Annotated in this window: 8 protein-coding genes; 6 read left to right on the forward strand and 2 right to left on the reverse strand. The window is 67.6% G+C overall.

Translation table 11 applies throughout. The features are described from left to right. Positions 1–116 precede the first annotated feature (116 nt). From VG561_RS16565 to VG561_RS16580, 4 genes are read left to right on the forward strand one after another with little or no spacing between them, the layout of a single operon-like run. Positions 117–806 carry a response regulator transcription factor gene (locus VG561_RS16565; protein ID WP_005419188.1) on the forward strand — a complete coding sequence of 230 codons (690 nt, stop codon included), beginning with the start codon at positions 117–119 and terminating at the stop codon, positions 804–806. Further along, positions 799–2190: a sensor histidine kinase gene (locus VG561_RS16570; protein ID WP_014648362.1), complete on the forward strand. Its 1392-nt coding sequence runs from the start codon at positions 799–801 to the stop codon at positions 2188–2190. The genes VG561_RS16565 and VG561_RS16570 overlap by 8 nt, the downstream gene beginning before the upstream one ends. Beyond that, positions 2187–3242 (forward strand): ABC transporter substrate-binding protein, encoded by a 1056-nt coding sequence (locus VG561_RS16575; protein WP_014648361.1) that lies wholly within the window; start codon positions 2187–2189, stop codon positions 3240–3242. Before VG561_RS16570 ends, VG561_RS16575 begins: the two co-directional genes overlap by 4 nt. A gap of 28 nt (positions 3243–3270) precedes the next feature. Further along, positions 3271–3921 (forward strand): response regulator, encoded by a 651-nt coding sequence (locus tag VG561_RS16580; protein WP_014648360.1) that lies wholly within the window; start codon positions 3271–3273, stop codon positions 3919–3921. Between the two features lie 634 nt (positions 3922–4555). Here the strand turns inward: VG561_RS16580 and VG561_RS16585 are convergent. Both VG561_RS16585 and VG561_RS16590 read right to left on the reverse strand, forming a co-directional pair. Next, the gene (locus tag VG561_RS16585; protein ID WP_014648359.1) at positions 4556–7198 is read right to left on the reverse strand and encodes a hybrid sensor histidine kinase/response regulator; all 2643 of its coding nucleotides are present in this window, start codon (positions 7196–7198) and stop codon (positions 4556–4558) included. 66 nt (positions 7199–7264) lie between these two features. Next, on the reverse strand, positions 7265–8434 hold the full coding sequence (locus VG561_RS16590) for an OprO/OprP family phosphate-selective porin (RefSeq protein WP_032959491.1): 1170 nt from the start codon (positions 8432–8434) through the stop codon (positions 7265–7267). Positions 8435–8766: 332 nt separating this feature from the next. Here VG561_RS16590 and VG561_RS16595 point away from each other — a divergent pair, with 332 nt between their 5' ends. Both VG561_RS16595 and VG561_RS16600 read left to right on the forward strand, forming a co-directional pair. Beyond that, positions 8767–10110, forward strand: coding sequence for a dicarboxylate/amino acid:cation symporter (locus VG561_RS16595; protein ID WP_014648357.1), 1344 nt, complete (start codon positions 8767–8769; stop codon positions 10108–10110). A 230-nt stretch (positions 10111–10340) separates the two neighbouring features. Then, the gene (locus tag VG561_RS16600; RefSeq protein WP_014648356.1) at positions 10341–12632 is read left to right on the forward strand and encodes an NADP-dependent malic enzyme; all 2292 of its coding nucleotides are present in this window, start codon (positions 10341–10343) and stop codon (positions 12630–12632) included. Positions 12633–12885: the final 253 nt, after the last annotated feature.

Below are 12885 nucleotides of genomic sequence, written 5' to 3' on the forward strand. Positions count from 1 at the left end.
CTGTCAACGGATTGTGCGGTGCAGCGAAAAGCAGGCCGCTGGGCTCGCCGTGCCGCGCCCGGCGAGCCCAGCGGCGGCATGCGGTAGCATTCGGTTCCCCTCCCACCCGTGTGCCCATGCGCCTGCTGCTGGTCGAAGACAATCCGGATCTGGCCGATGCGATCATCCGCCGGATGCGCCGCAGCGGGCACGCCGTGGACTGGCAGGCCGATGGCCTGGCCGCTGCCAGCGTGCTGCGCTACCAGAGCTTCGACCTGGTGGTGCTGGACATCGGCCTGCCCAAGCTCGATGGCCTGCGCGTGCTGGCCGGCATGCGCGAGCGCGGTGACAGCACGCCGGTGCTGATGCTGACCGCGCGTGACGGCATCGAAGATCGCGTGCAGGCGCTGGATGTGGGGGCCGACGACTATCTGGGCAAGCCGTTTGATTTCCGCGAGTTCGAAGCGCGCTGCCGCGTGCTGCTGCGGCGTGCGCGCGGCCAGGCCAGCGAAGTGGTGCAGATTGGCGGCTTCCAGTTCGACAACGCGGCGCACCGGGTCAGCCTCGACGGGGAGCCGATCGAACTGCCCAATCGCGAGTACCGCCTGCTGGAGATCCTGGTCGGCCGTCTTGGCCAGGTGGTCGGCAAGGACGAGATCGGCAACGGCCTGTTTGGTTTCGATGACGAAGCGGGCCCGAATGCCATCGAGTTGTACGTTGGTCGCCTGAGAAAGAAGCTGGCGGGCGCGCCGCTGCGCATCACCACGGTGCGTGGCGTCGGTTACCTGCTGGAAGCCAGCGATACCCATGCCGACGCCGATGGCTGACACGCGTGCTGCGACTGCGGCGCCGGGTTCGCTGCGGCGCACGCTGCTGCTCTACCTCGGCGTGCTGCTGGCGGTGTTCGCGGTGGCCCTGCTGTTCGCCGCACGCGATTACGGCCAGCGCGCCGCCAACCGATCCTACGATCACCTGCTGGTGTCCTCGGCGCTGTCCATCGCCGATTCGGTGGCCCTGGTCGACGGCCAGTGGCAGGTCGATCTGCCCTATGCGGCGCTGGACCTGCTGGCGATGGCGCCGGAGGACCGCGTGTTCTACCGGGTGGCCGACAGCCGCGGCACGCTGATCACCGGCTACGGTGATCTGCCGACACCGCCGCGCAGGCCCGGTACCCAGCCGCAGCTGTTCGACGCCCCCTACAGCGGCGAAACCGTGCGCTTCGTGGTGGTCGGCCGCAGTTTCGCCGCGGCCTCCGCGCAGGGCGAGGTGCAGGTGCAGGTGGGCCAGACCCGGCGCGCGCGCGAAGCCGTTGCGCAGGACATGGTCAATCGTGCATTGCTGGCGATCGGTGTGTTGTCCGGGCTGCTGCTGGCGCTGGTGGCGTTCGGCGTGCATCGTGCGTTCCGGCCGCTGGTGCGGGTGGAGCGCGAGCTGTCGCGCCGCGAGCCGTCCGACCTGAAGCCGCTCGATGCCCGCGTGCCACGCGAGATGGACCAGATGGTGGCCGCGTTGAACCGCTTCATGGAGCGCCTGTCCAGCAGCAACGAGACACTGCGCGCGTTCATGGCCGAGGCCGCACACCAGATGCGCACGCCACTGGCGGCATTGCGAGCTCAGGCGCAGTTGGCGCTGGATGATGACGATCCTGAGGACATGCGACGCAGCCTGCAGGCGATCGAGCGCAACGCCACGCATATGAGCCGGCTGCTCAACCAGCTGCTCAGCGATGCCAGCGTGATCCATCGTTCGCACCTGCAGCGCTTTGCGGCGGTGGATCTGGCCGAGACCGTGCACCAGGCGTTGCATGAAGCACTGCCGCAGGCAAGCCCGGCACCGCGCGTGCAACTGGCGATGACTGCCGAGCCGGTGCAGGTGCATGGCGACGCGCTGCTGCTGCGCGAGGCAATCAAGAACCTGGTCGACAACGCGTTGAAGTACGGCGGCGACGGCCCGTTGCAGATCGCGCTGACCGTGGAAAGCGGGCAGGCCGTGCTGACCATCGCCGACCATGGCGCAGGCATCGCGGCTGCCGATGCCGAACGCGTATTCGAGCGCTTCGCGCGTGGCGAAGGCGCGCCATCCGGCGGTGCCGGGCTGGGCCTGGCCATCGTCAAGCGGGTGGTCGACAGCCACGGCGGCCGCATCGACCTCAGCAACCGCCCGCAGGGCGGGCTGATCGCCACCATCCGCCTGCCACGGAGCAGTCCATGATCCGCCTGTTTGCCACGGCCGTTGCCCTGCTGCTGGCCCTGCCGGTGCTGGCCGCGCCCGGCGATGTGCGTCGTTTTCCCGCACAGGGGGCGGCCACCGCGCAGCTGCGCATTCACGGCACTACCGACATCGAAGTGTTCGCGGTGGTGATTGCCGATTACCAGCGGCTGCACCCGGGCACCGAGGTGGTGTACGAGGACATCATCACCCAGGACCTGTACGCGCGTTACCTGCACGACCGCGGTGGACCCGCATCGCCGGACCTGCTGATCTCCAGCGGCATGGACCTGCAGACCAAGCTGGTCAACGATGGCCACGCGCTGCCACATCGCTCGGCGCTGACCGCTGCGCTGCCAGCCTGGGCGCAGTGGCGCAACGAGGCCTTCGGCATCAGCTACGAGCCGGTGGTGATGGTCTACAACACCCGCGCAATGCCTTCGGCAAAGGTGCCGCACACGCGCCGCCAGCTGCTGGACCGGCTGCGTGCCGAAGGTGCACCGCTGCGCGGCAGGGTCGGCACCTATGACATCGAGCGCAGCAGTGTCGGCTACCTGCTGGCAACGCAGGATGCGCAGCGCGGCAGCATCGCCGGCGCGCTGCTGGGGGCGCTCGGCGACAACGACGTAGTGCGCGAAGAGCGCACCGGCGTGCTGCTGGACAAGGTGGCCAGCGGCGAGCTGTCGCTGGTCTACAACGTGCTTGGTTCCTACGCGCAGGCACGGGTCGATGCCGGCGCGCCACTGGCCATCGTCGAGCCTGAGGACTACACGCTGGTGGTGCTGCGCACCGCGGTGATTCCGCGTACCGGCCCACACCCGGAAGAAGCGCGGCGCTTCCTCGACTACCTGCTGTCGCCCCGTGGCCAGCAGGTGCTGTCGCGCGAGGCGCGGCTGATGCCGATCGTGACCGGCAACGCACGTGGCGACGATGCGCCCGGCCGCAGCCGGCGTCCGATCCAGCTCGGCCCGGGCCTGCTGGTGTACCTGGATGCGCTCAAGCGCCGCCAGTTCCTCGATGCCTGGCGCAGCAGCGTCGAGCCGGCGGGGCGCTGAGGCTCCGGCCTGCCCGTACAATGGCGGCATGAGCGAATACACCATCCTGATCGCCGACGACCACCCGCTGCTGCGTTCGGCGGTGGTGCAGTCCTTGCGGCAGAGCCTGCCGCTGGCGCAGGTGCGCGAGGTGGCCAGTGCCGATGCGCTGGCCGAGGCGCTCGACGCACAGCCGGACGTGGACCTGGTGCTGCTCGACCTGACCATGCCCGGCGCGCACGGTTTTTCCGCGCTGCTGCACGTGCGCGGCTCGCATCCGGACATCCCGGTGGTGATCCTTTCCTCCAACGACCATCCGCGGGTGATCCGCCGTGCCCAGCAGTTCGGCGCCGCCGGTTTCATCCCGAAGTCCGCGCCGGCCGAGACCATCGGCGAGGCCGTGCAGGCAGTACTCGATGGCGGCCTGTGGTTCCCGGCGATGGCCGCCGAGCGTTCCGAGGCCGATGCACTACTGGCCAGCCGCCTGGCCCAGCTGACCCCGCAGCAGTTCCGCGTGCTGCTCTGCCTGGCCGATGGCCTGCTCAACAAGCAGATCGCCTACACCCTGGGGCTGGCCGAGAACACGGTGAAGGTGCACGTCACCGCCATCCTGAAGAAGCTCGAGTGCCACAGCCGCACACAGGCGGCGGTGCTGGTGAAGGCGCTGGAGCCCGAGGGCGACGCCGGCATCGGGCTGTAGTTTCCAGCCAACGGCGCAGCCCCTCGTGGGTGGACACGTAGAGCAGTTCATGGGTGAGGCCGGGCAGGTGGACTGCACAGGGGCCGCTGCACGTACATCCATGTAAGCTCGGTCGCCGCATCCATGCGGCTCACGCCCCTGCGCAGCCCACCTGCCCGGCCACGGACAGGTTCCGTGCGCATCCACCCACGGAAGAGAAAAGAAGATCAAAAGCAAAGGCAGCCTGACAGGCCGCTTTTTGTAGAGCCGAGCCCACGCTCGGCTGCTTTCTGGCCGGTCCGTGAAGCCGAGCATGGGCTCGGCTCTACACGAGCAAGCGCAGCGCGCGACCCGCTTTTGATCTTATTTTCTTCTCCGTGGGTGCAGGCCACCGAAATCTGTCGGAGGCCGGTCGGGTTGGGTGCGCGGGGGTGTCAGCCGCATGGGCCCGAGGCATGCCTCGGGCGGGTTGGGCAGGACGCCCAACCCGGGTCTTGCCGTGTGCGCAGGACAGCGCACACGAGCAAGCGGCTGCAAGCCTCCATGGACGGATTCACGGCGTCCTCCGCGTACCCAACCCGACCGGCCCACCCGCGGCTTCTGCTTTCCGACCACCCAGACACCACCCACGAGGGGCTGCGCCGTTGGCTGGAAACTACCCGCGATGGCGGATCAGCAACTGACTCATCAGTGCCCGCAGCGCCGGCGGCTTCACCGGCTTGGCCATCATCCCCCAGCCGCGTTCGGCGGCCATCTCACGCAACCCCGCATCGCGCTCGGCAGTAACCAGCACTACCGGCGGGCGGGCCTGCCACAATTCGGCCAATGTCTCGTACAGCACCGGCCCATGGTGATCGCCCATGCGCACATCCAGCAGCACCAGCTCCGGTACTGCGCCTGTTGCTGCCAGCTGCAGCGCCGCCTGTGGGCCATCGGCCAGCGCCACCTCGCAGCCCCAGCGCTCCAGCAGCGCGCGGCTGGCCGCGCACACGTGCGGATCGTCGTCGATCACCCACACCCGGCGACCGCGAAGCGGGTTGTCCGCCGCCGGTTCCTGCACCAGCACCGGCACGGGAGCAGTAGCGGGAATCGCGCTGGCTTCGCCGAACGGCACGCCCACCGCGAACACGCTGCCCTGGCCCAGCTGCGAGCGCAGCCGGATCGGATGCCCAAGCAGGCGGCCGATGCGATCGACGATGGCCAGGCCAAGGCCGGCGCCGCGCTGCTGGCCGTCGTGCAGGCGGCGGAACTCCTCGAAGATCTCGCCCTGCAACGCGTCGGGAATGCCGGGGCCCTGGTCGTGCACCTCGATCCACAGCATGCCTTCACGGCGACGGCAGCCGAGCAGCACGCGGCCGCGTTCGCTGTAGCGCAGCGCGTTGGACAGGAAGTTCTGCAGGATTCGGCGCAGCAGGGCTTCATCGCTGACCACTACCGCATCGGTATCGACCCAGTCGACCACCAGGCCACGCGACTGTGCGGCGATGCCGAATTCGCGCGCCAGCGTCTGCAGCAAAGGCCCGAGCCGGAACGCCTGCACTCGGGTCGGCAGGCTGCCGGATTCCAGGCGCGCGATATCCAGCAGGCTGTTGAGGATCGCATCCTGCGCGGCCAGCGCAGCATCGATGTGGTCCGCAGTCTGCTGCTGCGCCGGGTCGCCCAGCTTGCCGCGCAGCACCGAGACGAACATGCGCGCCGCGTTGAGCGGCTGCAGCAGGTCGTGCACGGCCGAGGCGACGAATCGCGTCTTGTAGCGGTTGGCCTGCTCGGCTTCGCGGCGTGCTTCTTCCAGGTCATGGGTGCGCTCGGCGATGCGGTGTTCCAGCGCATCGGCCAGCGAGCGCAGTTCGCGCGCGGCGTTCTTGTAGCTGGTAATGTCGGCATAGCTGGTGACGAAGCCGCCGTCGGGCAGCGGGTTGCCGCGGATTTCCAGCACGGTGCCATCGTCTTTTTCGCTCTCGCGCATGTGCGGGCGGCCGCTGCGCAGGTGGTTCAGGCGGCGCTCGATGGCTTCATCGACCGGGCCCGGACCAAGCAGGCCACGGCGTGCGTTGAAGCGGAACAGTTCCTCGATCGGCCGGCCGACGCGAACCAGGTCCTGCGGGAAGCGGAACAGTTCCAGATAGCGCGAATTCCACGCGACCAGGCGCAGTTCGCGGTCGATCACCACCACGCCCTGCGGCAGGTGTTCGAGGCTGCGGCTGAGGCCGCTGTCGGCATCGGTGGCGGCCTGCAGCAGGCCATCCTGCGCGGTACGCAGTTCCTGTGCATGCTGCTTGAGCAGGGTTTCCAGCTCGCGGCGGCTGCGCAGGCGATGCTTGGCCAGTCGCCGGCGCTGCTGCACGAACAGCACCAGGAAGCCCAGCGCCAGCCATGCAGCGCCACCGGTGAGTGCGGCGGCGCGGCCGGCGCCGGTGGCGGCACTGGCATCGTGCAGCAGGTGCAGGTTCCAGCCTTCGGCGGGCAGCGGCAGGCTCTGCCACAGCATCGGCTGCGGCAGCGCCGGATCCAGCAGGCGCACCATGCGGCCGCCATCGGCCAGCACGTCTTCGGTGCGTGCGCGCAGGGGCTGCAATGCGCGGTCGGCGTACTGGCGGGCGTCCAGCATCTCGCGGCGCTCATCGGCTCCCAGCGGGCGCAGCAGCCGGTAGCGCCAGCTGTCCCGGTTGGCCAGGAACACCACGTCGTGGTCGTCGCTGGCCAGCACCACGTCCGGGCTGCTCAGCCATTCCTGTTCCAGCGCGGACAACTCGACCTTGATCACCACCACGCCCAGCCGCTTGCCGTCTTCTTCGATGGCCTGCGAAAGGTAATAGCCGGGCACGCCGGTGGTCATGCCGATGCCGTAGAAGCGGCCACGGCCCTGCGCCAGCGCCTGGCGGTAGTAGGGGCGGTAGCTGTAGTTCTCGCCGACGTTGGTGGTCGGCTGGTCCCAGTTGCTGGCCGCCACCGCCACACCGTCGTGGCCGACCAGGGTCAGGGTCGAGGCACGGGTGACTTCGTTGGCGCGTTGCAGCTTGAGGTTCAGCCGCTGCCGTTCGCTGGGCGAGGGCGGCACGCGCAGTGCATGCAGCAGATCCGGGTCAAGTGCCAGCACCTGCGGCAAGGTGCCGAAGCGGTCGATGCGCTGTTGCAGGCCCTGGCCATACAGCTGCAGCTGGCGTTGCACCTGGCTGCTTTCCTCGCCGAGCGCGCGCCGCCAGGCGTAATGACCGGCGGCGACCGCGCACAGCACGGTACCGCCGACCATCACCAGCAGGGTCAGCAACAGCATCCGGTGGCGGCTGAGCCAGTACATGGCGGCAGTCTACGCAGGGCCGGCGGGCGTGGCGTGCACGCCCGCCGGGGTCTGACGTGGAAGGGGTCAGAAGTGCATCTGCGCGCGCAGTTCGAAGATCTCCGGCGTGCTGTGCACGCCACGACGGCTGGCGTCGACCTTCACGTAGTTGGCCTGGAACTTGAAGTGGCTGGTCAGGTACCAGTTCGCGCCCAGCGTCAGGTCGTGCTGGCGGCCGCCGAGGATGCTGCCATCGTCCAGGTCGAGACGGCTGTATCGGGCCAGCAGTTCGACCGCGCCGTAGTTGTGCGCCGGCTTGATGTTGGCCACCGCGCCGGCGTTGTACGGGCGCGATTCGCCGGTCAGCACCCAGCTGGCCATCGCGTACTGGCCACTGCCGGTGTAGTCGGGCTTGCCGTCATGACGGGTGACCGTAGCGCGCAGCGCTTCGGCCTGCAGCGAGAACGGGCCCCGGATCCAGATGCCTTCCAGGCCGGTGCGGCGGATCTGGTCGGCAGTGACCAGCGCACCGGAATCGACGTAGCGGATGTCGGTCAGGCCGGCTTCCGGGCGCGCGCGCAGGCGGGCGCTGGCCTCGTGATGCACGTCGCGGCCATCGCTGTAGCCACGCGGGTTTTCCTGCGAGTAGGCCAGGCCCAGGTGGATCACATCGCCTGGTGCCTTCACCGGCGTCCACACCGCACGCACCGCCTGGGTGGTGCCGGGGTTGTCGCCCTGCAGGTCCTTGCCGCCATAGGCCCCGGCCTGCAGCAGGTACTGCGGGCGCTCCAGCACCCACTCCACGCCGGTGCGGCGGCCTTCGTAGAAGGCCTGCACCGGCAGCGAGGTTTCCAGGAAGCTGCCGGCACGCGAAGAGGTGTTCGCATCCAGGCCGACCGGGGTCTTCATGTAGCCGAAGCGGAAGCGGCCGACGTCACGGCCGAAGAAGGCCTTGCTCTCGAAGCGCACGAACACGTCCAGCCAGGTATCGGCCTGGAAGTCGTAGTAGACCATCGCATCGTAGACGCCCTTCTTTTTCAGCGTCGCGCCGAATTCCTTGCGGCGCACGGCATCGTCGTCCTCGAGGCCACTGGCCGAGGAGAAGTCGTTGTAGTCGTAGGCGATGTTGGCGGTGGCCGCCAGCTCGGTGCCATCACCGAAGGTGTACTTGGTCGGCCAGTTGTCGAAATCGGCGGCCGAGGCGAAGGCGGGAAGGGCGGCCAGCGACAGGGCCAGCAAGGTGGGATTCGGGCGCATGTTGGGTGCGGCTCTCTCAGATTGCGTGTGGACAGGACATCAACGGCCGGAAGGGCCGGAACTTTCGCAAAGACTCACCCAGCCGTTCAGCCCGGGCCACCAGCCTCCCCAGGATCGGGCGGTGCGGCGCCAGTGTAGGCACCTGTGCCACCTGAACCGGGAGGCTAGTACCAATAGGTTATCTGCGCTGGCGTGCCTGGCGCGTACAAAGGCGTCCATTGGTCGCACCTCCTGTGCGTGCTGCACAGGGCCTGCGATCAGTTTCCACGGTAACGGTTCCCGTGCAGCTCCGGGGCCGTACGTGCCTGAAAACGCCCCTTCCGGAGTCCGCCATGCACATCCCGACCGCAGCACCGGTGCCTGCAAAGCCGTTGCCGATCTATCGCCAGCTGTACTTCCAGGTGATCGTGGCGATCGTCCTGGGCGCCATCCTCGGCCATTACGAGCCGTTGATCGGCGAGAAGATGAAGCCGCTCGGTGATGCCTTCATCAACCTGGTGAAGATGATCATCGCGCCGGTGATCTTCCTCACCATCGTCACCGGCATCGCCAGCATGACCCACCTGCGTACGGTGGGCCGGGTCTTTGCCAAGGCGATGGCGTACTTCCTGTTCTTCTCCACGCTGGCGCTGATCGTCGGCATGATCGTGGCGCACGTGGTGCAGCCCGGCGCCGGCATGAACATCAACCCCGCCGAGCTGGACCAGACCGCGGTGCACAGCTACGTCGAGAAGTCGCACGACCTGACCCTGGTCGGCTTCCTGATGGACATCATCCCGAAGACGCTGCTCAGCGCGTTCGTCGACGGCAACATCCTGCAGGTGCTGTTCGTGGCCGTGCTGTTCGGCATCGCGCTGGCGATGGTGGGCGAGAAGGGCAAGCCGGTGCTGAACTTCCTGGAGGCGCTGGTCGCTCCGGTGTTCAAGCTGGTGCACATCCTGATGAAGGCCGCCCCGATCGGCGCCTTCGGTGCGATCGCCTTCACCATCGGCAAGTACGGCGTCGGCTCGCTGATCAACCTGGCCTGGCTGGTGGGCTCGTTCTACCTCACCGCCTTCCTGTTCGTGGCGGTGATCCTCGGCGTGGTCTGCCGCCTGTGCGGCTTCTCGGTGTTCAAGCTGGCGCGCTACCTGAAGGCCGAACTGCTGCTGGTGCTCGGCACCTCGTCGTCGGAGTCGGCGCTGCCGTCGCTGATGGAGAAGATGGAACGCGCCGGCTGCAGCAAGTCGGTGGTGGGCCTGGTGGTCCCGACCGGCTACTCGTTCAACCTGGACGGCACCAACATCTACATGACCCTGGCGGCGCTGTTCATCGCCCAGGCCACCAACACCGAACTGACCCTGGGCCACCAGATCGCCCTGCTGCTGGTCGCCATGCTCAGCTCCAAGGGCGCGGCCGGCGTCACCGGCGCGGGCTTCATCACCCTGGCCGCCACCCTGGCCGTCGTGCCGGAAGTGCCGGTGGCCGGCATGGCGCTGATCCTGGGTGTGGACCGCTTCATGAGCGAATGCCGCTCGCTGACCAACTTCATCGGCAATGCCGTGGCCACCGTGGTGGTCTCGCGCTGGGAAGGCGCGCTGGACCGCAACCGCCTGAAGCTGGCGCTGGATGGCCGCGAAAGCGAACTGCCGCCGCCGGTCGATGCGCTGCCCGAGGCACTGCCGGCCAAGGGCTGATCCAGGTGTGTGGTACCGCGGGGCCGGTCACGACAGTGGTACGGCCCCGCGGCGTTTCAGGGCGTCCCATGGCTGTCATGGGCAACGCCGAAGCTGACATCGCGGTACCGTCGCATACGGCACGGAATTGTGCGGTCGCAGCATGCTTGCGACAGGATAGCGACAGGTCCAGACGCTCCAACGGGGGTATCATCCCCTGTCCCTTCTGCCCATTCATGTAACCCACATCGATGTCCAACGAAGATTTCAAACAGGCCGCCCTCGATTACCACCGGATGTCCCCGCCGGGAAAGATCAAGGTTTCCGCTACCAAGCCCATGCTGACCCAGCGCGACCTGTCGCTGGCGTATTCGCCGGGCGTGGCGTACGCCTGTGAAGCGATCAAGGCCGACCCGCAGCAGGCCAGCGAGCTGACCGCCCGCGGCAACCTGGTGGCGGTGATCTCCAACGGCACCGCGGTGCTGGGCCTGGGCAACATCGGCGCGCTGGCCGGCAAGCCGGTGATGGAAGGCAAGGGCGTGCTGTTCCAGAAGTTCGCCGGCATCGATGTGTTCGACATCGAAGTCGACGAGACCGACCCGGACAAGCTGGTCGACATCATCGCCTCGCTGGAACCGACCTTCGGCGGCATCAACCTGGAAGACATCAAGGCGCCGGAATGCTTCGTGGTCGAGCGCAAGCTGCGCGAGCGCATGAAGATCCCGGTGTTCCATGACGACCAGCACGGCACGGCGATCATCGTCGGCGCGGCGGTGCTCAACGCCATGGCGATCACCGGCAAGAAGATCGAGGACGTGAAGCTGGCGACCACGGGCATGGGCGCGGCCGGCATTTCCTGCGTGAACATGCTGGTGCAGTTGGGCCTGAAGCCGGAAAACATCCTGGCCTTCGACCGCGAGGGCGTGATCCACACCGGTCGTACCGACCTGGATCCGGAAAAGCAGCGCTATGCGCGCGACACCGACAAGCGCACCCTGGCCGAGATCGTCGACGGCGCGGACATCTTCCTGGGCCTGTCGGCGCCGGGCATCCTGACCGCCGACATGGTCAAGACCATGGCGCCGGATCCGGTGATCTTCGCACTGGCCAACCCGACCCCGGAAATCATGCCGGAACTGGCGCGCGCCGCCCGTCCGGACGCGATCATCGGCACCGGCCGTTCGGACTACCCGAACCAGGTCAACAATGTGCTGTGCTTCCCGTACCTGTTCCGTGGTGCGCTGGACGTGGGCGCCACCGCGATCAACGAGGAAATGAAGATCGCCTGCGTGCGTGCCATCGCTGCACTGGCCCGCCGCGCCGCCACCGACATGGGCTCGGCCTATGGCGGTGACACCCCGAGCTTCGGCCGTGAATACCTGATCCCGCGTCCGTTCGACCGTCGCCTTCTGGTGGAGCTGTCGGCCGCCGTGGCCCAGGCCGCAATGGATTCGGGCGTGGCCTCGCGCCCGATCGACGACATGGGCGCCTACCGCGACAAGCTGGCCCAGTTCGTCTACCGCACCAGCCTGATGATGAAGCCGGTCTACGACCGCGCGCGCAGCGACAAGCAGCGCGTGGTGTACGCCGAAGGCGAAGAGGAAGTGGTGTTGCAGGCGGTGCAGAACGTGGTCGATGACGGCCTGGCGCACCCGATCCTGATCGGCCGCCCGGAAGTGATCGAGTCGCGCATCGAACGCCTCGGCCTGCGCCTGAAGATCGGCGAGAACGTTGAAGTCACCAACATCAACGATGACCCGCGCTTCAACGAATACTGGCAGTACTACCATGGCCTGACCGGCCGTCGTGGCGTGACCGTGGCCGCGGCGAAGAACCTGATGCGTTCGCGCCCGACCCTGATCGCAGCAGTGATGGTGGCGCGTGGCGAAGCCGATGCGATGCTGACCGGCATCGTCGGCCGCTTCCACAAGAAGCTGGGCTACGTGCGCAGCGTGCTGCCGCTGGAGCCGAAGGTCACCTCGACCTCGGCGATGACCGGCGTGATCAACCAGCAGGGCGTGTTCTTCTTCGTCGATACCCACGTGCAGGAAGACCCGACCGCCGAGCAGCTGTGCGAAGCGACCCTGCAGGCGGCCTACCGCATGAAGTTGTTCGGCATCGAGCCGAAGGTCGCGCTGCTGTCGCACTCCAACTTCGGCAGCCACGATTCGAAGGACGCGCTGAAGATGCGCCAGGTGCGCGAGCTGCTGCTCAAGCGCAACCCGCGCCTGAACGTGGACGGCGAAATGCAGGGCGACACCGCATGGGATGAAGCGCTGCGCCAGAAGCTGCTGCCGGGCTCGACCCTGCAGGGCCGCGCCAACCTGTTCGTGCTGCCGAACCTGGAAGCGGCCAACATCGCCTACAACCTGGTGCGCGTGTTCACCGATGGCGTGGCGATCGGCCCGATCCTGATGGGCGTGAACAAGCCGGTGCACATCCTGACCACCAGCGCCACTTCGCGCCGGATCCTGAACATGACCGCGATCGCGGCGGTCGATGCGCAGATCCGCAAGCAGCTGGAAGCGGAAAAGAAGGCATAAGCCTTCTTTCCCACTTCCGCTGCCCACGCATTCTTCCTCTACCCCCGCCTTCGGCGCGCCCCTTCAACAAGAAGGGGCTCCTGGTCGGAAGAATGATGGCGCTGGCGCGGCTGGACGTCGGCGCAAGTGAAAACACCGGGCATTGCCCGGTGTTTTCATTTGCCGCAACGGCCGCCGAACCTGCCACACGCGCTACGCCGCCCGGTCATTTCCCTGCAACGCCGTTGCGGCCCAATACGCCCACGCGGCCCGG

Origin of the sequence: Stenotrophomonas sp. CASM110, assembly GCF_049384345.1 — a bacterium.
In the GTDB taxonomy this organism is placed as follows: Bacteria; Pseudomonadota; Gammaproteobacteria; order Xanthomonadales; family Xanthomonadaceae; genus Stenotrophomonas; species Stenotrophomonas muris.

Bases quoted from the DNA above. Each gene is read 5' to 3' on its own strand.
- VG561_RS16585 (WP_014648359.1), bottom strand. From the start codon at position 7,198: ATGTACTGGCTCAGCCGCCACCGGATGCTGTTGCTGACCCTGCTGGTG.
- VG561_RS16590 (WP_032959491.1), bottom strand. From the start codon at position 8,434: ATGCGCCCGAATCCCACCTTGCTGGCCCTGTCGCTGGCCGCCCTTCCC.
- VG561_RS16600 (WP_014648356.1), top strand. From the start codon at position 10,341: ATGTCCAACGAAGATTTCAAACAGGCCGCCCTCGATTACCACCGGATG.
- VG561_RS16580 (WP_014648360.1), top strand. From the start codon at position 3,271: ATGAGCGAATACACCATCCTGATCGCCGACGACCACCCGCTGCTGCGT.
- VG561_RS16595 (WP_014648357.1), top strand. From the start codon at position 8,767: ATGCACATCCCGACCGCAGCACCGGTGCCTGCAAAGCCGTTGCCGATC.
- VG561_RS16565 (WP_005419188.1), top strand. From the start codon at position 117: ATGCGCCTGCTGCTGGTCGAAGACAATCCGGATCTGGCCGATGCGATC.
- VG561_RS16575 (WP_014648361.1), top strand. From the start codon at position 2,187: ATGATCCGCCTGTTTGCCACGGCCGTTGCCCTGCTGCTGGCCCTGCCG.
- VG561_RS16570 (WP_014648362.1), top strand. From the start codon at position 799: ATGGCTGACACGCGTGCTGCGACTGCGGCGCCGGGTTCGCTGCGGCGC.